The 21,123-nt window shown below is 62.0% G+C and carries 19 protein-coding genes; 14 read left to right on the top strand and 5 right to left on the bottom strand.

Annotated features, from left to right (window positions below):
• Positions 1 to 65: 65 nt before the first annotated feature.
• Positions 66 to 992, bottom strand: a complete 927-nt coding sequence (locus tag L4X63_RS07725) for a phosphatase PAP2 family protein (RefSeq protein ID WP_250678040.1) — start codon at positions 990 to 992, stop codon at positions 66 to 68.
• 525 nt (positions 993 to 1,517) lie between these two features.
• On the opposite strand from L4X63_RS07725, the gene L4X63_RS07720 reads away from it, so the two are divergent.
• The 7 genes from L4X63_RS07720 (at position 1,518) to L4X63_RS07690 (ending at position 9,664) form a co-directional block, all read left to right on the top strand.
• Positions 1,518 to 2,876, top strand: coding sequence for an efflux RND transporter periplasmic adaptor subunit (locus L4X63_RS07720; protein WP_250678039.1), 1,359 nt, complete (start codon positions 1,518 to 1,520; stop codon positions 2,874 to 2,876).
• Positions 2,877 to 3,596 carry an ABC transporter ATP-binding protein gene (locus L4X63_RS07715; RefSeq protein ID WP_284694541.1) on the top strand — a complete coding sequence of 240 codons (720 nt, stop codon included), beginning with the start codon at positions 2,877 to 2,879 and terminating at the stop codon, positions 3,594 to 3,596.
• Positions 3,593 to 4,822 (top strand): ABC transporter permease, encoded by a 1,230-nt coding sequence (locus L4X63_RS07710; protein ID WP_250678038.1) that lies wholly within the window; start codon positions 3,593 to 3,595, stop codon positions 4,820 to 4,822. Before L4X63_RS07715 ends, L4X63_RS07710 begins: the two co-directional genes overlap by 4 nt.
• A gap of 49 nt (positions 4,823 to 4,871) precedes the next feature.
• On the top strand, positions 4,872 to 6,515 hold the full coding sequence (locus L4X63_RS07705; protein ID WP_250678037.1) for a TolC family protein: 1,644 nt from the start codon (positions 4,872 to 4,874) through the stop codon (positions 6,513 to 6,515).
• Between the two features lie 13 nt (positions 6,516 to 6,528).
• On the top strand, positions 6,529 to 7,875 hold the full coding sequence (locus tag L4X63_RS07700) for an MFS transporter (protein WP_250678036.1): 1,347 nt from the start codon (positions 6,529 to 6,531) through the stop codon (positions 7,873 to 7,875).
• Positions 7,876 to 7,947: 72 nt separating this feature from the next.
• Positions 7,948 to 8,745, top strand: a complete 798-nt coding sequence (gene cysE / locus L4X63_RS07695; protein ID WP_250678035.1) for a serine O-acetyltransferase — start codon at positions 7,948 to 7,950, stop codon at positions 8,743 to 8,745.
• A gap of 148 nt (positions 8,746 to 8,893) precedes the next feature.
• A complete protein-coding gene (locus L4X63_RS07690) occupies positions 8,894 to 9,664 on the top strand; it encodes a tRNA threonylcarbamoyladenosine dehydratase (protein ID WP_250678034.1) in 771 nt (256 codons plus the stop codon).
• A gap of 144 nt (positions 9,665 to 9,808) precedes the next feature.
• Here the strand turns inward: L4X63_RS07690 and L4X63_RS07685 are convergent, their stop codons facing one another.
• The 4 genes from L4X63_RS07685 to L4X63_RS07670 all read right to left on the bottom strand — a co-directional run bounded on the left by L4X63_RS07685 (position 9,809) and on the right by L4X63_RS07670 (position 12,812).
• A complete protein-coding gene (locus tag L4X63_RS07685; protein WP_250678033.1) occupies positions 9,809 to 10,762 on the bottom strand; it encodes a zinc ribbon domain-containing protein in 954 nt (317 codons plus the stop codon).
• A 57-nt stretch (positions 10,763 to 10,819) separates the two neighbouring features.
• On the bottom strand, positions 10,820 to 11,344 hold the full coding sequence (locus tag L4X63_RS07680; RefSeq protein WP_250678032.1) for a type IV pilin protein: 525 nt from the start codon (positions 11,342 to 11,344) through the stop codon (positions 10,820 to 10,822).
• 208 nt (positions 11,345 to 11,552) lie between these two features.
• On the bottom strand, positions 11,553 to 12,467 hold the full coding sequence (locus L4X63_RS07675; protein WP_250678031.1) for a DUF72 domain-containing protein: 915 nt from the start codon (positions 12,465 to 12,467) through the stop codon (positions 11,553 to 11,555).
• Between the two features lie 9 nt (positions 12,468 to 12,476).
• Positions 12,477 to 12,812, bottom strand: a complete 336-nt coding sequence (locus L4X63_RS07670) for a phage holin family protein (protein ID WP_250678030.1) — start codon at positions 12,810 to 12,812, stop codon at positions 12,477 to 12,479.
• Between the two features lie 392 nt (positions 12,813 to 13,204).
• Here L4X63_RS07670 and iorA point away from each other — a divergent pair, with 392 nt between their 5' ends.
• The 7 genes from iorA to L4X63_RS07635 all read left to right on the top strand — a co-directional run bounded on the left by iorA (position 13,205) and on the right by L4X63_RS07635 (position 21,123).
• On the top strand, positions 13,205 to 14,968 hold the full coding sequence (gene iorA / locus L4X63_RS07665) for an indolepyruvate ferredoxin oxidoreductase subunit alpha (protein WP_250678029.1): 1,764 nt from the start codon (positions 13,205 to 13,207) through the stop codon (positions 14,966 to 14,968).
• Positions 14,965 to 15,546, top strand: coding sequence for an indolepyruvate oxidoreductase subunit beta (locus L4X63_RS07660; protein WP_250678028.1), 582 nt, complete (start codon positions 14,965 to 14,967; stop codon positions 15,544 to 15,546). Before iorA ends, L4X63_RS07660 begins: the two co-directional genes overlap by 4 nt.
• A 196-nt stretch (positions 15,547 to 15,742) precedes the next feature.
• Positions 15,743 to 17,047: a phenylacetate--CoA ligase family protein gene (locus tag L4X63_RS07655; protein ID WP_250678027.1), complete on the top strand. Its 1,305-nt coding sequence runs from the start codon at positions 15,743 to 15,745 to the stop codon at positions 17,045 to 17,047.
• A gap of 151 nt (positions 17,048 to 17,198) precedes the next feature.
• Positions 17,199 to 17,630 carry an ACT domain-containing protein gene (locus L4X63_RS07650; protein WP_250678026.1) on the top strand — a complete coding sequence of 144 codons (432 nt, stop codon included), beginning with the start codon at positions 17,199 to 17,201 and terminating at the stop codon, positions 17,628 to 17,630.
• A 165-nt stretch (positions 17,631 to 17,795) separates the two neighbouring features.
• On the top strand, positions 17,796 to 18,935 hold the full coding sequence (locus tag L4X63_RS07645; RefSeq protein WP_250678025.1) for an ABC transporter substrate-binding protein: 1,140 nt from the start codon (positions 17,796 to 17,798) through the stop codon (positions 18,933 to 18,935).
• Positions 18,936 to 19,087: 152 nt separating this feature from the next.
• The gene (locus L4X63_RS07640) at positions 19,088 to 20,227 is read left to right on the top strand and encodes an ABC transporter substrate-binding protein (RefSeq protein ID WP_250678024.1); all 1,140 of its coding nucleotides are present in this window, start codon (positions 19,088 to 19,090) and stop codon (positions 20,225 to 20,227) included.
• Between the two features lie 11 nt (positions 20,228 to 20,238).
• Positions 20,239 to 21,123 (top strand): branched-chain amino acid ABC transporter permease, encoded by an 885-nt coding sequence (locus L4X63_RS07635; protein WP_250678023.1) that lies wholly within the window; start codon positions 20,239 to 20,241, stop codon positions 21,121 to 21,123.

Here is a 21,123-nt window from a genome sequence, read left to right as displayed (position 1 = left end):
GGTGTCAATTAAAGGGCCCCCTGCCGGTCTCTTAGACCGGAGGGGGCGTTGGGTAGGTTGCGGGATTAGAAGTCGTACTTTACGGTGAGGCCGGTCATCTCTTTGCCGACCTGGGGAAGTATCATGAGACGCTTGCTGAGCGAGGTGTCCCGCTCGTCCGGGTGGAACTTCAACAGGGCTTTGCTGGTGAAGTAGCCGAGCGCGGCACCGACGAAGACGTCGGAGCTCCAGTGCTCGTTGCTGTAGATCCGGGAGAGTCCGGTCAGGCTCGCCAGGCCGTAGGCCAGGGGAGGGATGAACGGGTTGTCCTTGTAGACATTGGCGAAGATGGTGGCGATGGAGAAGGCGGAGGCGGTATGGCCGGAGCTGAAGGAGACGTTCTTGAGGCTCAGGTGGGGGCCGTTGAAAGAGTCCGGGTCCTGACCGCTGTTGGGGCGATGGCGCTGGAAGGTGGTCTTGAGCCCTTCGGTGATTAACCCGGAGATGGCGTAGCTTTCCAGGGCCAACAGTGACGCCCGCCGCGCCTTGTGGTCGTTCCCCATGGCACCGTAGGCGTAGAAGGCCCCTAAGGCGGGGACGGTGTACAGGCCGTTGCCGAGATCGTTTCCGATGGTGGCAAAGCCGTTGGCGGTTTTGCTTTTGTGGCTCTGGGCGAAGTTCTTGATGCCGCCGTCCAACAGGAAAAAGCCGGCGGTGGCGCCCGCGACGGCGCCGAACTTCAGCCAGTCTTTCCCGTCCCAGTGGATCGGTGAAATCAGCACCTTGCCGGTGTCGGCGAAAGCCCCCTTGATGTAGCCGAAGTCGAACTTGTCCACTGGCCTCGGGGTGTCGTCGGTCGTCGGTATTTCGTACGTGGTTACGGGAGCCGGCTGGATCCCGCCTGTTTCCACCTGGACTACTTGCTGAGAGGAGTCGAGGGGTTCTGCATGGGCTGTTACGGTGATGGTTGCTGCGACGAGAAGGACTGCTGCGGTGGTTTTGACTTTCAGCATGCGGACACGCTGTCTGACTCGTTTCTCACGGAGACCCCTTTCTTGGCAAATAGTTACGGTGGATCACCCCGAAGGATGCTTACGCATGATATTCTTTTGGCCTCGAAAAAAACAACGGATAAACAGTTATTTAAATCTAATACCTAAAGTGATGCATCACTTACAGGATTCAATCGGTTAGATCTATTGATGCTTTAGGGGAATTTTGAGGGGCGGGGGCTGCCTGAGCCGTGCGCAGTTGTTGTGGACGGCAGTGGACGCGGTGGACGCGGTGGACGCGGTGGACGCGGTGGCGAGGAGGCGAGGAGGCGAGGAGAGGCCAGGGCTGGGAGAGCGTAGGCGGGAGCACGGCTCTTCGCGTGCCAGCGAACCGGCCGATATCTTTCCCGTTGACCCTTAAAGGGAGTACCGATACACTGGCTCCTTTTTAAAGAAGGAGCCGGCTGGATACCTGCTATCCAGTCATCTTTCTTGCACATTTACAGGATACCGTGGCCCAACAAATCCAGGGTACGAGGTGAGGCGTTGAAAAAAATCGCTGTAATCGCGCTGTTGGCTGTGGCTGTTCTCGGCCTGGCCGGCTTCTTCTTTTTTAAGCAGGAGCCCAAGCCCCAGTACAAGACCCTGAAAGTGGAGCGAGGCGCTATCGTCTCTACCGTTTCCGCTACCGGCACCCTGACCGCCGTGGTAACCGTCCAGGTCGGCACCCAGGTCTCCGGAACCATTTCCAAGCTCTACGTCGACTTCAACTCCCCGGTCAAAAAGGGGCAGCCGATCGCCCAGATCGACCCGGCACTTTTCCAGTCAGCCGTCGAGCAGTCCCGCGGGAACCTGCTGAACGCCCAGGCCAATCTCGCCAAGGCCAAGGTGACCCTGGCCGACGCCAAGCGGACGTTGGGAAGAAACCGCCAACTCCTTCAGGAAGGGATCGTCTCGCAAAGCGACCTCGATGCATCCCAGACCGCCTACGATGCGGCGGTGGCCGGTATCTCCGCCGCCGAGGCCGGAGTGGTGCAAAGCCGTGGCGCGCTCCGGCAGTCGGAGACCAATCTCCGTTATTCCACCATCCGCTCCCCTGTGGACGGCATCGTAGTCTCGCGTAACGTCGACGTCGGCCAGACGGTCGCCGCTTCCTTCCAGACGCCGACCCTCTTCACCATTGCCCAGGACCTCACCAAGATGGAGATCGACACCAGCGTGGACGAGTCGGATATCAGCCGGCTCAGGACCGGTCAAACTGCTACCTTTACGGTCGATGCCTACCCGGACCAGCAATTCACGGGGAAGGTGACGCAGATCCGCAACGCCCCGGTGGTGACTCAGAACGTGGTGACCTACGTGGTGGTCATTGGTGTGGAAAACAAGGAAATGAAACTGAAGCCGGGGATGACCGCCAACGTCTCGGTCAAGACCCAGAGCAAGGAGGATGTCCTGAAGGTCCCCAATGCCGCCCTACGCTTTAAGCCCAAAACGGGCAAGGACCAGAAGGGCGGGAAGGACCGCAAAGCTGCATCTGAAGGGAAAGGTTCCGCGGAGGGTGACAAGGCGAGTGGCCGGGAAGGTTCCGCTGGCCATGGCGGACCCGCCGGAATCGCCGGACCCGCCGGACCCGCCGGAAGCGGCGCAACTGCTCCCGCCGGACCGGGCGGCATGGCCGGTATGCCCGGGCGCGGCGGTGCGAGATCGATGCAGGCAGTCCAGAAGGTTTATCTCCTGACTCCCGAGGGGGACCCCCGGCCGGTTTCCATCACCACCGGCATCTCCGATTCCGGCTTTACCGAGGTTGCCTCCGGACAGCTCAAGGAGAACGACGAGGTGATTGTCGAGCAGATCACCAAGGGTAAAAAGCCGGGGATGGGTTCGCCGATGGGACCGAGGTTCTAGATGAGCGAAGTGGTGCGTCTGAGCGATGTCGCCAAGGTGTACACCATGGGTGACGAGAAGGTGGAGGCGATGAAAGGCGTTTCCTTCTCGGTATCCAGTGGCGAGTTCGTCGCCATTATGGGGGCCTCCGGAAGCGGCAAGTCGACCTGCATGAATATCCTCGGGTGTCTCGACGTCCCCACTCGCGGCGATTACCTCCTGGACGGGGTGCGGGTCGGGGATCTTTCCCGCAACCAGTTGGCCGAGATCCGCAACCGCAAACTCGGCTTCGTGTTCCAGGGGTTCAACCTGCTGGCGAGGACCACCGCCCGGGAGAACGTGGAGCTTCCGCTGCTCTATGGACGGGTACCCGCGGCCGAGCGGAGGTCGCGCGCCCTTGCGGCACTCGAGCGGGTGGGGCTGGGCGGCCGGGAAGGGCACTATTCCAGTCAGCTCTCCGGGGGGCAGCAGCAGCGGGTGGCCATCGCGCGCGCCCTGGTGAACGAGCCCTCCATCATCCTGGCCGACGAGCCGACCGGTAACCTCGACACCAGGACCACGGTGGAGATCATGTCCATTTTTCAGGAGCTGAACCGGCAGGGGATCACCATCATCATGGTGACCCACGAGCCGGAGGTGGCGGAATTCACCAGCCGTCACATCGTCTTCCGCGACGGCGTGGTGGTGAGCGACATCTCTCACGTCCCGCTGACGGTTCCCAAGGGGGAGGTGGCTTCATGACGACCTTCCTGCAGAGTTTCCGGATCGCCCTGCGTGCCCTGAGGGTCAACAAGATGCGCGCCCTTTTGACCATGCTCGGGATCATCATCGGGATCGCCGCCGTCATCGCCATGGTCGCCATCGGGGCCGGGGCGAGCAAGATGATCTCGGACCAGATCGCCTCTATCGGCTCCAACCTGCTGCTGGTGCTGCCCGGTTCGGTGACCAGCGGCGGCATGCGCTCCGGATCGGGCGCCACCCAGACCCTCACCTACGACGACGCCAAGGCGATCAGGTCCGAGTGTCCGTCGGTGGCCCAGGTTGCCCCGACCGTGCGCGGCTCGGGCCAGGTGGTCTACGGGAACCAGAACTGGTCGACGGTTATCACCGGGGTCACCCCGGAGATGCTGGTCGTGCGGGATTGGGCGGTCATCAGCGGGCGAAACTTCACCCAGTCCGACGTGGACGGCGCCACCAAGTACTGCCTGATCGGGCAGACGGTGGCCGAGAACCTCTTCGGCGACACCGATCCGGTTGGGAAGGTCATCCGGGTCAGGAAGATCCCCTTTACCGTGGTGGGGCTGCTGGACCGCAAGGGGCAGTCTCCCCAGGGGCAGGATCAGGACGACATCATCTATGTGCCCCTGACGACCGCCCAGCGTAAACTCATAGGCGGCCAGTTCCCCAACACGGTGGGCGCCCTGATGATCCAGGCCAAGAGCGCCGAGGTGCTGAAAAAGGCCGAGGAAGAGGTGACCGCGCTTTTGAATCAGCGGCACCGGGTCGGCCCTTCCCGGGAGCCGGACTACATGATCCGCAACCTTTCGGAAATACTGGCCGTCTCGGAACAGTCCTCGAAGGTCATGTCGATGCTTCTCGGCGCGGTGGCCTCGATCTCGCTCGTGGTCGGGGGGATCGGGATCATGAACATCATGCTGGTCTCGGTCACCGAACGGACCCGCGAGATCGGCATCCGGATCGCCATCGGGGCCAAGCAGCGGGACATCCTCCTGCAGTTCCTGACCGAGGCGGTGCTCCTCACCACCTTCGGCGGTCTCCTCGGGATCCTTGTCGGGGTGGCCGGTGCGCACCTGGTGGCCGCTCTCGTCGGCTGGCCCACGCTGGTCTCCGTCCATACCATCCTGATCGCGTTCCTCTTTTCGGCCGGGGTCGGCGTGTTCTTCGGGTTCTACCCCGCCCGCAAGGCTTCCTCCCTAAACCCGATAGATGCGCTAAGATATGAGTGATCGTCCATGCCAATCACCCGCGCCGTGCGGGGGTAAGAAAGGATCTTTGATGAGGATTTCCCGCCGAGTCACGGCCCTGCTGCTTCTTTGCCTGTCGATGGGCGCCACGCGGCCGCTGTGGGCTCAGACTGCGAGTCCGGCCGCGGCTTCGACCGCGAACCAGACCGCGACCACGACGCAGGCTCCCGCATACGCCCCCGTGTACGCCCCAGCCGACGCCACTGCCACCGCCCCGGCTAACACTCAAACCATCACCCCGGCCAACGCTCAAGCCAACGCCCCGGGCGGGACGGTAGTCAACCTCGGCCTTGCCGACGCCGTCAAGCTCGCCGTCGAACGGAACCTCGATCTCAAGGTCGAGCTCTACAATCCGGCCATGGGCGAGGCCGATATCCGGCGCAACGAGGGGATCTTCGACCCGCTGGTCACCGCCTCGGTCGACTACACCCGGACCGCCAGCCCCAATACCTTCAATTTCCAGCCCTTCATCGTGGATCAGGTCAACGGCACTGCCGGTGTCAGCCAACTCCTCTCCACAGGCGGATCGGTCGGCGTCAACGCCAACTCGGGCTACGTCAGCAACTCGGCGAGCTATTTCTCCAGCGGGACCAACTTCAGCGTCACTCAGCCTCTTTTGCGCAACTTCGGCAAGGAAGCCACCGAGCTCAACATCAACGTGGCCCGCTTCACCAAGGAAGGGGACCTGGACCGTTTCCGGACCAAGTTGAGCGCCACCGTCGCCCAGGTCCGCAGCGATTATCTCAAGCTGTACAACTTCCAGGAAGTCCTGGCGGTGCAGCGGACCGCGCTGGCCCTGGCCAACCGGATCCTGGTGGAAACCAAGGGGAGGGTCAAGGCCGGGGTGTTGCCTGCCATGGAGATCCTGAGCGCCGAGTTCAGTGTGGCCACCAGGGAGAAGGCGGTCATCGATGCCGAGCGTGCCGTGAGGGACCAGATGGATCTCCTCCGGCTCGAGCTGCAGCTGCCGGCGGGGCGCGACCTCGTGCTGGTTGACCGGCCGTACCGGGAACCGTACCAGGTGCCCGAGGCGCAGGCGGTGCGCGACGCACTGGAGAACCGGCCCGAGCTCTCCGCGCAACGGGTCTCAATCAGGATCAACGATCTGCAGCAGCGGGTGGCGAGAAACCGCACCCGTCCCGATCTCAACCTGACCGCCAACGTCGGTACCGCGGGCTTTGCCCAGAGTTTTCTCCGCAGCTACCAGAAAACGATCAGTGCCGACGATCCGGTCTGGGGGGTGGGACTGCAGTTCAGCTACCCGATCGGCAACCGGGCGGCGGAGAACGACTACATCAGGGCCAAGCTGGCCGTCGACCAGGCCAAGACGCAGCTGCAGAGCCTCGAATCCGGGGTGGTCAACGACGTGAGGGCGGCGCTCAGGCTGGTAGAGGCAAGTTACAAGCAGATCGAGGTGACCTCGCGCGGGAGGGCCTACGCGGAGGAGCGCCTGAGGGCCTTCCAAAAGCGCAATGCGGTGGGACTTGCCACCGCCAAGGATGTCTTCGACGTGGAAAACGACCTGGTTGCCGCGCAGGGAAACGAGATCCAGGCCCTGGTCGATTACAACAACGCCATCACGCAGCTGTGGCTGGTCTCCGGAGTGATTCTCGATCGCCAGGGGATCAAGCTTTCCGAAAAGGAAGCGGATGCCCTTTACGAGGGGGCGAAATAGGCGTCACCAATTTATGGATAATAACGACTTGCGGCTGAAAGGGGCTTACCGGTACGCCCTCCTGCGCGCTTTCTCCTACCGTAACTACCGGCTCTTTTTCTTCGGGCAGAGCGTATCCCTGATCGGGACCTGGATGCAGCAGGTGGCCATGAGCTGGCTGGTCTACCGCCTGACCGGCTCCGCGCTCCTCTTGGGTACCATCGGGTTCACCAGCCAGATCCCCACCTTCGTCGTTTCCCCCTTCGCGGGGGTGCTCGCCGACCGCTGGAACCGCCGCCGCCTCCTGATCGCCACCCAAAGCCTCGCCATGCTCCAGGCGCTGGTCCTCACCCTGTTCGTCTTCTCCGGGACCATCCAGGTCTGGCACTTGGTCGTGCTGAGTCTCGTGCTCGGGGTCGTGAACGGCTGCGATATCCCGATCCGGCAATCGTTCGTGATCGAGATGGTCGAGGAGAAGGAGGCGCTCGCCAACGCCATCGCGCTCAACTCGTCCATGGTCAACGCGGCGCGGCTGATCGGTCCGTCGCTGGCCGGTATGATGATCTCGGCGATGGGGGAGGGGGCCTGCTTCGCTATCAACACGGTAAGCTACCTGGCCGTGCTTCTCTCCCTGATCCTCATGAGGATTACCCCGCGCCCGGTGCGCCCGAAAGAGAAGTCGGTGCTGCACGAACTGCGGGAGGGGATTGCCTATGCCGTGAAGTTTCCGCCTATCCGCGACCTGTTGCTGCTGCTGGCCCTCATCAGCCTGATGGGAATGCCGTACGCTGTGCTGATGCCGGTTTTCGCCAAGGACGTCCTCCACGGCGGCCCGCATACCTTCGGATTCCTGATGGGGGCGGCAGGCGTCGGGGCGCTCACCGGGACCGTCTATCTGGCGACCCGGAGCACGGTGCTCGGCCTCGGCCGCCTGATCGTGATCGCCTGCTCGCTCTTCGGGCTCGGCATCGCCGGGTTCGCCTTTTCCCATTCGCAGTGGCTCTCGCTCCTCATGCTGCTTCCCGCCGGTTTCGGCGCCATGGTCCAGGTCGCCTCCAGCAACACCATTCTCCAGACCATCGTCGAGGACGACAAGCGGGGGAGGGTGATGAGTCTCTTCACCGTTTCCTTCATGGGGATGACCCCGTTCGGTTCGCTCTTCGCGGGAGCCGTGGCCGCCCGGCTCGGAGCCCCGATCACCGTCCAGATCGGCGGCGCCGCCTGCCTCTTGGGAGCGCTCATCTTCTCTTTCAGGCTTCCGGGGCTGAGGGCGATGGTGCACCCCATCTACCGCAGGTTGGGAATCATGCCGGAAGTAGCCGCCGGGCTGCAGTCGGCGTGCGAGCCGGCGGTGCATCCCAAGGGAGAGCAGCTTTCATGAGGATATTTGCCCTGCCACTTTAAGGGAGATAGACTTTCGTCAGTAACTATTGAGAATGACCGGGAGGGAGCCATGCAGAAGCAGGAGGAGTCGGCCGGGGATCCGGTATGGGAAAAGCTTTGCAACGAGGTGGTCGAAATGGCCCGCTCCGAAGCGATGCTCGCCAGTTACCTGTTCGCCGCCGTGTTGAACCACAAGACCCTTGAAGACGCGCTCTCCTACCACCTGGCCGGAAAACTCGCCTCTCCCTATCTCTCCTCGATGTCGCTACGAGATGTGGCCAACCAGGCGTTCGCCTCCTCCGAGGAGATCAGGGTGGCCGTCAGGAGGGATCTCACCGCGGTGCTCGAGCGGGATCCAGCCGCCAAGGGGCTGGCCCAGCCGTTTCTGCACTACAAGGGGTTCCATGCCCTGCAGGCCTACCGGATCGCCCACTGGCTCTGGAAAAGTGAGCGCCGCCCGCTGGCTTTCTTTCTACAAAACCGTATCTCCGAGGTCTTCGCGGTGGACATCCATCCGGCGGCGCTGATCGGGAAGGGGATCCTCATCGACCATGGCACCTCCGTGGTGATCGGGGAGACCGCGGTCGTCGGTGACGACGTCTCCATGCTCCACGAGGTCACCCTGGGGGGGACGGGGAAGGAGAGCGGGGACCGGCACCCGAAGGTGGGCTATGGCGTCCTCATCGGCGCCGGGGCCAAAATCCTCGGGAACATCAAGGTTGGGGACTGCTCCAAGGTCGCCGCCGGCAGCGTCGTCCTGCAGGAGGTCCCTCCGCACGCAACGGTGGCCGGTGTGCCTGCCAAGGTGGTCGGGAAGCCTGCCTCCGGCGAGCCGGCCCTGCAGATGGACCAGCGGCTGGATTGGTAACACTAATAAGGGAGTGGGGGACAGGCGCCTGGCGGTGCCAGTCCCCTTGTGCAACTTTCTCTTTCATGAGAAGTGCCGCTTGTGCGATACTCCGGGAATATGCCGCGGCCTGCCCCCCGGCAATCCATTAACTCGCCGAAGGATCCACATGTCACACCTGCATCGCTTTTCCCGTACTGAACTTCTTATCGGCCCGCAGGGGCTCGATAAACTCAAGAACTCCACCGTCGCCATCTTCGGGCTGGGCGGGGTGGGGAGCTACGCAGCCGAAGCCCTCTGCCGCGCCGGTGTGGGCCGGCTGGTCATCGTCGACTTCGACGAGATCTGCCTGACCAACGTCAACCGCCAGCTGCACGCGATGGACGGCACCGTCGGCAAGGCCAAGGCACTCGTCATGGCCGATCGCATGCGGCTCATCAACCCCGACTGCGAGGTCGTTCCCTACCAGGACTTCTACTCGGCTGAAAACAGCGAGTTCCTCCTTTCCGACCGCTACCAGTACGTGGTCGACGCCATCGACCACATCACCAGCAAGCTCCACCTGATCCGCACCTGCAAGGAGAGGGGAATCCCGATCGTCTCCAGCATGGGGGCGGCCTCCAAGCTCGATCCCACCCTCATCAAGGTGGCCGACATCTCGCAGACCACCAAGTGCCGGATGGCCCGCTCGGTCCGCAAGCTCCTGAAGAAGCAGGGGGTGGCGGACGGGGTGAAGGTGGTGTATTCGACCGAGGAATACCGTGAGCAGGCGATCAAGGATGGCGGGTGCAAGGGGAACTGCATCTGTCCCAATAAGGACGACCAGCGCTTTTCGTGTGAGCACCGGCGGGTGATCCTGGGGAGCGTGTCGTTCATCCCCTCCATCTTCGGGCTGACCATGGCGGGGGTGGTGGTCAACGACATCTTGGCGGGAGTCTAAGCCTCCGGCTAGCAATCGGCTTTAGCTGACGGAACGAAAAAGGGAACTCCCGGTGGGGAGCTCCCTTTTTTTATCGCTTTCCTTAAGCGGAAAAGTCTCGAGTCGGTCCCCCCGGTGAGAGGGCGGCGGCGCTATTTTTCTGCCCTACTTGAAGAGCGTCCTGAGCCCAATGTAGTGCTGGGATGCCTGGCGCAGACGATCCAGGGCCTCGGTGGGGATGCTCCCCTTGAAGTCGCTCGCGCCGGCGTTGTATTCGGCGTCCAGCTTGTTGGCCGAGTCTATGAAGGCTGGCAGCGAGTTGCCGGGATTGAGGACCATGTTTTTCATCTTGTTGTAGGGGGCCTCGATTTTACCGAGCTTGTCGGTACATCCCTCGAACTTGCCCGGCTCTCTCGACATGGAGTGTTTGAGGTCGGTGATTCTGTCGGAGATGATGCCGAGGTCCTTTTCGTCCGTGATGCCGATGCGGGGGGTAAACGGCTGCCCCGCGTCGTTCTTTGCTTTCCAGTCGGCGGCGAGTTTCTGGCTGACCTTCCGGCACTTGTCGGCGCCCAGTTGAACGGCGTAGGTGGCCTGGGCGAAGTTCTTGATGTAGTTGTCCTCGGCTTTCTTCTTGAAGTAAAAGCCGGCCCCCCCGAGGGCGATGACGGCCACCACGAGGAGGGCGATGGCGATCTTCTTTCCTTTGGTCAAGCCTTCGCTGGCTGCTTGCGTTTTCTTCCTGGCCCCGCCTTCCAGGTTCATCGCCTCGTCCAGGGTAGGGAGCGTCGGCTTGTACTTTACCTTTCTCTGGAAAGGGTTGGACTTCAGTTCGAGCTTGGTGACCTTGCGGACGGCCTTGCGGCGACCCAGCCCCGCTACTACGTAGTCGGGGAAGGGGGCTCCGCAGGTCCGGCAGTGGTTCTCCGGCCCGAGCTGTTCTCCGCAGTTAGCGCAGGAGAGTTCGGCCGATTTCCGGAAGGCGCGGCCGCCAAACGATTCCCGGTAGATGTTGAAGCTTGCGTTGCAAGAGGGGCAGGTGGCAGAAGTCCCCTGTTCGGTCACTTCGGGAAGGTCGAGCTCTATGGTTGCGTGACATTTTGGGCAGTTGCACGTCATAAATCGATTACCTTCTGTAAAGGATGCTGATCGGCGCGGCGGTCGCCGCATCGATGGTTAGAAGTCTCTGGCCAAGCCACAGTAGGCGCCGTTGCCGGCACGGATGACATCGTTTTGGGTGGATGGGTCGATGAAGTTGCTGGCCTTGGAGTCGCTGTCGGTGCCGAGACTGTACAGGTCGAAGTCAGTGTTCCATTGGTCGTCGCTGGATCCGATGGAGCCCAGTCGGGGGGCATCGTTGGGGGGCTTGAAATCAGAGTAAACGTAGCGTGCGCCCCACGGGTCGATGGCATTGGGGCGGCCGATGTCCGCCAGGGTGGTCGGGTACACGCCACCGTGCTCGATCGAGTAGGCGGCGATGGCATGTTCCATTTCCCGTATCTCGACCACGGCCCTGGCATTGCGGGCGAGGTCCTCGATCTGGGAATAGGCCGGTATCGCCAGGGACGCGAGAATTGCGATGATGGCAACGACCACCACCATCTCTATCAGTGAGAAGCCTTCCTGGTCATAGGCGGAGTCGGATGGCCTTCTTATGGCCTCTGCCAGTGCGGCTAGTCGTCTTTTGAGTTGGAAAATCATGAAGTGTTCTCTTTGGTGTCCGCCGGAGCGGGCAGCGTGAAAGGTGGTCCCGACAAGCCGGCAAAAAGAGCGGCTGCCGCATTGTCAGGAGTCATGGCCCACAATTGCGCGGCCACTATATAACACCTTTTAAGGTGTTGCAATGTCTAAATAAAACGAATTAGGTCGCCATTCAGTGCCGGTTTTTGAGAGAAAACCCTGCCCATCGTCAGTTAGAGATGGTTTTCATTGTCAGTGCGTTTCTTAGTCCGTGCCCCCCATGACAGTTGGCGAACATGACGAAGACGGTCCGTGCCTTTCGGGCCAGGCGGGTGGCGTGGTTGGCGAAGAGGCGGAGCTCGTTTTCGCCGTAGCTATACATTTCCCGGCTTAGTGCATGCCCCGCCCACCCCTCGCTGTCCCTGCCGTGCAGCCGCAGGTAGGCCACCTTGGTGGTGAGGTCCGGCAGGAACGGTACGGTGGTGAGGTTGCCGTACTGGGGTTCGTCGCAGGCGATGTAGGAGATCCGGTTTTCCCTGAGAAAGGAGAGGGTGCCGGGGGCGCGGGGCGTGGTCAGCCAGCTTCCATGCCGAAACTCCACGGCGATGGGAAAGGCTTTCATCATGTCCTGGCAGTACAGGACGTAGTCGCGGTTGGCGCTTTTGCAGGTGAACCAGGGGGGATACTGGAAGACGATGAAGCCGAGTTTTCCTGCCTCCCGCAGCGGCTGGAGTACCTCGCAAAAGGCGTCGGCCACCTCCCGCAGGGCCACCGGGTCCGAGATCCGGACCAGTTCGCGATCCGCGGAAGAGTTGGCAAGCATCGCTGCTTCGGGGAGCAGGGAAGGGGAGACGGCCAGGCTTTTTAGTTGCGGCGGGAGGCGGGAAGGATCGATGCCGTGGCCGGTCAGCGCCCCGTACGCCTTGACGTGAAAGAGAAAACCCGGCGGAGTCCGTTCCAGCCAGGCACGGATCATGGACGGGGCGGGGAGGGCGTAGTAGCTGCTGTCGACCTCGACGGTGTCGAACCGCTCGGCGTAGCGTGCCAGGCGGTCGTGCGGGCTCTCGACCCCGAAGGTGCCGGCCTCTCCCCCTTCGGATTCCGTCCAGGAGCAGGTGCCGATGCGGATGGCGCCGGTGGTCATGGGAGCGGCTCAGAAGATCATCGTGCCGAGGGCGAAGTTGATCACCGCCAGCACGAGGCTGAAGATGAGGGCCCAGAAAAAGCCGGTGACCTGGAAGCCGGGAACGACGGCGCTGGTCAGAAGGATCATGAACGCGTTGATCGCGAAGGTGAGCAGTCCCAGGGTAAGGATGTTGAAGGGGAGGGTCAGCAACAGGATGATCGGTTTTATGAAGGTGTTGACCAAGCCGAGCACCAGCGCGGTTACCAGGGCGGCGAAGAAGCCGGAGAGCCTCACTCCCGGCAAGAGATAGGCGGTGATGATGATGGCGAGCGCCCGGATCAGCCAATGGAAAAGAAATGTCATGATGTCCTCCGCAAAGCCTCCGGCCACTTTGCACTGCCGGGGCTGGATTCATTATACCTTATTCGTTTCATCGCTCACGCCGGCCCGGCGGGGGGGAAATCTTAGGGGGCGGTAGTCGAAGGATGGGGCGTTTTGGGGCTTCGACTTAGCTAGAGGTTGGAGGCGGTTTGGGGGAATGAAACTGTGTTTAAGGAGGGTGAATAAGTTTTGATGGAACAATGAGATTCGACCCATCTCCTCCCTTCTCTGTTAAGTGTTTGAAGAGAGTAAAGAACCCGTCAAGAAGCGGTCTAAGTATTGAACGATGTTCTAGAAAGCAGTTGACAGTCAAAGCGGTAGTCCTGTATATTTCGCCGACTCAGCAAATCGTCTTACAAGGAAATAGGTACTCAATGAAGGAAATACTTTCTGGTAATGAGGCCATCGCACGAGGGGCCTACGAGGCCGGCGTCAGGGTCGCCTGCGCCTACCCTGGAACCCCCTCCACCGAGATTCTTGAAAACATCATCCGCTACCGCGAGATCAACTCCTCCTGGGCCCCCAACGAAAAGGTTGCCCTCGAGGTGGGGATCGGCTCTTCCTTCGCCGGAGCGAGATCCATCGTCACCATGAAGCACGTCGGTGTCAACGTCGCCGCCGACCCGCTCTTCACCCTTTCCTACACCGGGGTGGGAGTAAACGGCGGCCTGGTGCTGGTTACCGCCGACGACCCGGAGCTCCACTCCTCCCAGAACGAGCAGGATAACCGCAACTACGCGAAGTTCGCCAAGGTGCCCATGCTCGAGCCCTCCGACTCCCAGGAGTGCCTGGCGTTCACCAAGCTTGCCTTCGAGATCTCCGAGAAGTACGACACCCCGGTCATGCTCCGGACCACCACCCGTATCTCCCACAGCAAGTCGGTGGTCGAACTGGGGCAGAGGCAGGGGGACCTCCCCGAGCCGAAGCTGGTCAGAAACGCGCCGAAGTACGTCATGCTCCCCGGCAACGCCCGCGGCCGCCACTACGTCGTGGAAGACCGCATGGTGAAGCTCGGCCAGGACGGCTGCTCCATGCCGATCAACCGGACCGAGATGCGTTCCACCTCGATGGGGATCATCACCGCCGGGGTCAGCTACCAGTACGTCCGCGAAGTGCTCCCCGAGGCATCGGTTCTGAAACTCGGTATGGTACACCCGCTCCCCATGGAGCTGATCAGGGAGTTCGCCTCCAAGGTCGACAAGCTCTACGTGGTGGAGGAGCTCGATCCCTTCATCGAGGAGCAGGTAAAGGCGGCCGGCATCGCCGTGACCGGCAAGGAGATTCTCTCCATCTGCGGCGAGCTCACTCCCGGCAGGATCCGGAGGGGCTTCGGTCTCCCCGAGCAGGAGCCGGTGGCTCCCGAGAAGCTTCCGGGGCGTCCCCCCAACATGTGCCCGGGCTGCCCGCACCGCGGCGTCTTCTACTCCCTGAATAAACTCAAGGCCTACGTCACCGGCGACATCGGCTGCTACACCCTGGGCTTCATGCCGCCCCTTTCCGCCATGGACACCTGCATCTGCATGGGGGCCTCCATCGGGATGGCTACCGGCGCGGTCAAGGTTCTGCCCCCCGAGGAGCAGAAGAAGGTGGTCGCGGTGATCGGCGATTCGACTTTCCTCCATACCGGCGTCAATGGCCTCATGGACATGGTCTACAACAAGGGCGCCGCTACCGTCATCATCCTCGACAACCGGATCACCGCCATGACCGGCCGCCAGGACAACCCGGCATCCGGCCACACCCTGATGGACGACCCGACCAACGCGGTCGACCTGCACATGCTCTGCAAGGCCATCGGCGTGAAGCACGTGCGCGGCGTCAACCCGCACGACCTCGACGAGTGCCAGAAGGCGATCGCCGAGGAGATGGAGCGGCCGGAGACCTCGGTCATCATCACCAACCAGCCGTGCGTCCTCATCAAGCGCGAAGGGGTCTTCGTCAAAGGGGGGACCCTCGCCGTAGAGCCGGATTCCTGCAGCGGCTGCCGCGCCTGCCTCAAGATCGGCTGCCCCGCCATCGAGTGGGTGGGAACCCCTGGCGAGAAGAAGGGTAAGGCACACATCGATCCGCTCTTGTGCAATGGCTGCGAAGTCTGCCGCCAGCTCTGCAAGTTCAACGCGATTCAGGAGGCGAAATGAGCGACAAGATAACCAATATCCTCCTGGTAGGGGTGGGCGGGCAGGGTATCCTGCTGGCCGCCGAGGTGCTTTCCGAGACCTGCATGCTGGCCGGTTTCGACGTCAAGAAGAGCGAGATCCATGGCATGTCGCAGCGCGGCGGTTCGGTCGTCTCCCACGTCCGTTATGGCAAGGAGGTCTTCTCCCCGATCGTTCCCGAAGGGGAGGCCGACATCCTGTTCGGCTTTGAGCTGATGGAGAGCTACCGCTCGCTGCCGCTTTTGAAAGAGGGCGCCGCGGTGATCGCCAACGATCTCTGCATTCCGCCTCCTTCCGTGCTGATGGGACAGGAGAGCTACCCCGCCGATCTCGCCGGGAAGATCTCCGCCAGGTTCCCGGACTTTCTCCTGGTGGACGGCCAGCAGCTGGCCATCGAGGCGGGTAACGCTCGCGCCGCCAACATCGTGCTGCTGGGTGCGGTGTCGAAGCGGATGCACATCGAGGAGAAGTTCTGGCTGGAGTCGATCGAGAAGATGGTCCCCAAGAAGGCTTTGGAGGTCAACCTCAAGGCTTTCCAGGTGGGCCGGTCGCTGTCCTAGCCGGATAGTCCCCCCTTTTTAAAGATGGATTCGGGGGGATTGCCTCTTTACCCTGAGCTTCAAATCCCCCCTGTCCCCCCTTTGACAAGGGGGGGACCTTGTTCGACAGCTTTTCCTGGTTGCCCCGATGAACCTTTTTGAACGGGCGATGACCTTGGATTGGCGAAGAAAAAGACTGTTTTTTAGGGAGTGCGCCATGTATTTCAACGAGGAATTCGAGACCCTGCCCCGGGAAGCGCTCGAGGCGCTGCAGCTTAAGAGGCTGAAGTCCATGGTGGCCAGGGTCCAGGAGAACGTTCCCTTCTACCGCGAGTCGCTCGCCAAGGCCGGTCTCACCGCCGATTCCATCAAGAGCCTCCAAGACCTGCGCCGGTTTCCCTTCACCTACAAGCAGGACATGCGCGACTCCTACCCGTACCGGCTCTTTGCGGTGCCGATGGAGGACATCGTCCGCATCCACGCCTCCTCCGGTACCACCGGCAAGCCGACGGTGGTCGGCTACACCCAGAAAGACATCGACACCTGGAGCGAGCTGATGGCCCGCTCCTTCGTGGCGGCCGGGGTCCACAAGGGCGACATCATCCATAACTCCTACGGCTACGGTCTCTTCACCGGCGGCCTCGGGGCCCACTACGGCGCCGAAAAGCTGGGCGCCTCCGTCATCCCCATGTCCGGGGGGAACACCAAGAAACAGATCATGATCATGCAGGACTTCGGTTCCACCGTCCTGACCTGCACCCCGTCCTACTCCCTCTTCATGGCGGAAGCCGCCCGCGAGGAGGGGATCGACTTCCGCGACCTGAAGCTTCGCGTCGGCATCTTCGGCGCCGAGCCGTGGTCGGAGGCGATGCGGGCCGATATCGAAGGGAAACTCAACCTCTCCGCGGTGGACATCTACGGCCTCTCCGAAATCATGGGGCCGGGGGTCGCCATCGAGTGCTGCGAGGCGAAGAAGGGGCTCCATATCTGGGAGGACCACTTCATCCCCGAGATCATCAACCCGGAGACCGGCGAGGTGCTGCCGGCCGGCGAGAAGGGCGAGCTGGTCATCACCACCATCACCAAGGAGGGGATCCCGCTTCTTCGCTACCGGACCCGGGACATCACCTCGCTCACCTACGAGCCGTGCGCCTGCGGCCGCACCCACGCCCGCATCGCCCGCATGAGCGGCAGAAGCGACGACATGCTGATCATCCGCGGCGTTAACGTCTTCCCGTCCCAGATCGAGTCCATCCTGATGGGGGTGGAAGGGGTCGAGCCGCACTACGTGCTGATCGTGGAGAGAAAGGACAACCTTGACACCCTGGAGGTCCAGGTCGAGGTGGGCGAGGATCTCTTCTCCGACGAGGTCAAGCACCTGCAGGCTCTCTCCGCCCGCATCGAGAAGCAGATCAAGGAGATGCTCGGCGTCACCTGCCGCGTCCGCCTGGTCGAGCCGAAGAGCATCACGAGAAGCGAAGGGAAGGCCAAAAGGGTAATCGACAACAGGCCGAAGGCGTAGTTGCGAAGATCCTTAGAATTCCTTTGTAGGTAAGTCCCCCTTGTTAAAGGGGGATTTAGGGGGATTTGATTCGAGGCAAATCCCCACCGCCCCCCCTTTGACAAGGGGGGAGGTAACTTCAATTCCGATCAAAGCCAAAAGGGGGATAGTCATGCACGTGGAACAGATCTCCATCTTCATCGAAAACAAGTTCGGCAGGCTCGCCGAGGTTACCCGCATCCTGGGAGACGCCGGCATCAACATCCGTACCCTTTCCCTGGCAGATACCTCCGACTTCGGAATCCTGCGCCTGATCGTGAACGATACCGAGAAGGCCAAGCTGGTCCTGAAGGAGAAGGGTTTCACCGTCAGCAAGACCGACGTGGTGGCGGTCGAGATCCCGGACCGTCCCGGCGGGCTCGCCGACATCCTCCAGGCGCTCGACAAGGACGGCATCAACGTCGAGTACATGTACGCCTTCGTCGAACGCTGCGGCGAGAACGCCGTCATGATCTTCCGTTTCGACGAGACGGAGAAGGCTCTTTCCGCTCTGGCCGGCAACGGCTTCACCGTGCTCCCGGGGGAAAGGCTGTACAGCATGTAGTGCATTGCGGCTGCTCCGGCGGCAGCCGGTTGATAATCGAGGCGGAAGTTCTCCTCTAGACAGGGGGAACCATCGACGAGCCCCCTGACTGGAGGGGGACCTCTAAAACCTTAGTTTGGCAGTATCAAAACGCTGTTTAACTAAAAGGACAGGGGGGCTTGTCGAATGAAAAGGTTATTTGCTGTTGGATGTTTTCTGGTGGCTATCTGCACCGCCGCCACCGCGTTCGCCGCAGGTCCGATCCGGATCGGGGCGCTCTTCTCGGTGACCGGTCCGGCGTCGTTCCTGGGTGAACCGGAAAAGAACACCCTCGATCTTCTCGTGAAGGAGATCAACGCCAAGGGCGGGATCAGGGGGAGCAAGATCGAACTCTTCTCCTACGACACCGGCGGTGACGTCACCAAGGCGGTTCAGCTCGCCAACAAGCTGATCAAGAACGACCATGTCGTCGCCATCATCGGCCCCTCCACCACCGGGGAGACCATGGCCATCATCCCGCTCGTCGAGAAGGAGCAGATCCCGCTGATCTCCTGCGCCGCCGGGATCAAGATCACCGAGCCGGTGAAGAGGTGGGTCTTCAAGACCCCGGCCAACGACCACGTGGCCGCCGAGAAGATCCTCAACCAGGCCGCCAAGCTGAAGCAGAAGAATATCGCGATCATCACCGTCTCCGACTCCTTCGGGGCCTCGGGCCGCGAACAGCTCAAACAGATGGCCGCCAAGAAAGGGTTCAAGATCGTGGCCGACGAGGTCTACTCGCCGAAAGACACCGACATGACTCCGCAGCTCACCAAGATCAAGTCGGCCAAGCCGGACGCCATCATCTGCTGGGGTACCAACCCCGGGCCGGCCGTCATCACCCGCAACATGCACCAGCTTGGCATGAAGACCCAGCTCTACCAGAGCCACGGCGTCGCCTCCAAGAAGTTCATCGAACTGGCCGGTCCCGAAGCCGCCCAGGGGCTGATGCTTCCTGCCGGCAAGCTCACCGTGTACAACCTCCTGGGCAAGAAGGATCCCCAGGCCAAGGTCCTCAAAGGGTACGCCGATTCCTACAAGAAGGCTTACGGCGTGGAGCCGTCGACCTTCGGCGGCTACGCCTGGGACGGCTTCCAGCTGGTGGCCGGCGCCCTTGCCAAAGGTGCCGCCACCCCGGCCCAGATCCGCGACGGCATCGAGAAAGGTGGCAAGCTGGCCGGTGTCTCCGGCATCTTCCACATCAGTGCCGGCGACCACAACGGCCTCGATCTCTCCGCCTTCGAGATGGTTCGCATCGACAAGGGGACCTGGGCCATCGTTCACTAGCAACCAAGGCAAATCCCTCCTGTCCCCCCTTTGCCAAAGGGGGGGACGCTCTTCCGGCGGCGATGGAACCGTCATCATCGCAGGGCGCCACCCGGTTGCCGGCTGGGGGGAGGGGTAAACGGTAACGGCAATGAAATGAAAGGGGGAAGTACGTGAAAAAACTCATCACCGTAGCTCTTGTTTCATTCTTCGTGTTTTGCATGGCCTCGGCCGCAATGGCCGCAGCTCCCATCAAGATCGGCGCTCTCTTTTCGGTCACCGGTCCCGCATCCTTCCTCGGCGAGCCCGAGCGTAACACCGCCCAGATGGTCGTCGACGAGATCAACCGGGTCGGCGGCATCAAGGGGCGGAAGATCGAACTGATCGCCTACGACACCGGCGGCGACTCCACCAAGGCCGTCCAGCTTGCCAACAAGCTGATCAAGAACGACCAGGTGGTGGCCATCATCGGCCCCAGCACCTCGGGTGAGACCATGGCGGTCATTCCCGTGGTCGAGAAGGCCCAGGTTCCCCTCATCTCCTGCGCCGCCGCCATCAAGATCACCGAGCCGGTGAAGCCCTGGGTCTTCAAGACCGCCCAGAACGACAGCCTCGCCGTCGCCCGTATCTACGAGCAGCTCAAGAAGGAGAGAAGGACCAAGATCGCTCTTCTCACCGTCTCCGACGGGTTCGGCGCCTCCGGCCGCGAACAGCTCAAGGCCCAGGCCTCCCGCTACGGGATCCAGATCGTGGCCGACGACACCTACGGCCCGAAAGATACCGACATGACCGCCCAGCTGACCAAGATCCGCGGCGTTCATCCCCAGGCCATCATCTGCTGGGGCACCAACCCCGGCCCGGCCGTCATCGCCCGTAACGCCAAGCAGCTCGGGATCAACATCCCGCTCTACATGAGCCACGGCGTCTCCTCCAAGAAGTTCATCGAGCTTGCCGGCGATGCCGCCGAGGGGATCCGTCTGCCGACCGGGAAGGTGCTGGTTGCCGACCTGCTCCCCAAAAACGACAAGCAGAAGAAGTCGCTCCAGTCCTTCATCAAGGATTACCAGCACCACTACCGGACCGAAGGCGACCACTTCGGCGGCCATGCCTGGGATGCCGTCATGCTGCTCAGGTACGCCATCGAAAGGGGCGGAGACAATCCCGCCGCCATCAGGAAACAGCTCGAGGCGACCCGCAACTTCGCCGGTATCGGCGGCGTGTTCAACTACGCCGCCCGCGACCACGCAGGTCTTACCAAGGACGCCTTCGTCCTGGTCGAAGTCAAGAAGAAGAACTGGACGCTGGTCAAGTAAAGAAGGGGTTCATGGAGTTCTTAAAGGAAACGATGCAGTTCGTCATATCGGGGCTCGCCACCGGTGCCATCTACGCCCTGATAGGTCTCAGCTTCGCCATCATCTACAATTCGACGGGGATCATCAACTTCGCCCAGGGTGAGTTTGTCATGCTGGGCGGAGTGATCACCATCTTCTGCATCACGGCCTTCAAGCTCCCCATCCTCATAGCCGTGGCCGTCGCCATCCTGGGCACCACGGCTGTGGGGGTGGTCTTCGAGCGGCTGGCCATCCGGCCGCTCAAGAACGCCACCCCGCTTGCCCTGATCATCATCACCATCGGCGCCAGCATCCTGATCCGGGGGCTGGTCATGCTCTTGTGGGGAAAGGACACCCAGGCCCTTCCCGCCTTCTCCGGTAACGACCCGATCGAGGTCGCCGGCGCCACCATGCTTCCCCAGCACATCTGGATCTTCGGCGTGACGCTGCTGGTCATCGCCGGGAACCGCTTCTTCTTCCACCACACCATCACCGGCAAGGCGATGCGGGCCTGCTCCTTCAACCGCAAGGCGGCCAACCTGGTCGGCATCAGCGTCGGGCGCATGGTGCTCCTCTCCTTCGGGATCAGCGCCGCCCTCGGCTCGCTGGCCGGGGTGATCATCGCCCCCCTTACCATGACCGCCTACGACGTCGGCGTCATGCTCGGTCTGAAAGGGTTCTGCGCAGCGATCATGGGAGGAATGGGGAGCGGGCTCGGGACCGTGCTCGGCGGGCTCATCCTCGGCACCCTCGAATCGCTGGGGGCCGGGTGGATCTCTTCCGGCTACAAGGACGCCATCGCTTTCTTGATCCTGCTGCTGATCCTGTTCATACGGCCACAGGGACTCTTCAAGAAGGGGGAAACGGAGCGGGTGTGA

Source organism: Geomonas sp. Red32, assembly GCF_023652955.1.
In the GTDB taxonomy this organism is placed as follows: Bacteria; Desulfobacterota; Desulfuromonadia; order Geobacterales; family Geobacteraceae; genus Geomonas.
Note: the sequence above shows the minus strand (reverse complement) of the source record. Positions and strands in the feature narration are given on the sequence as shown.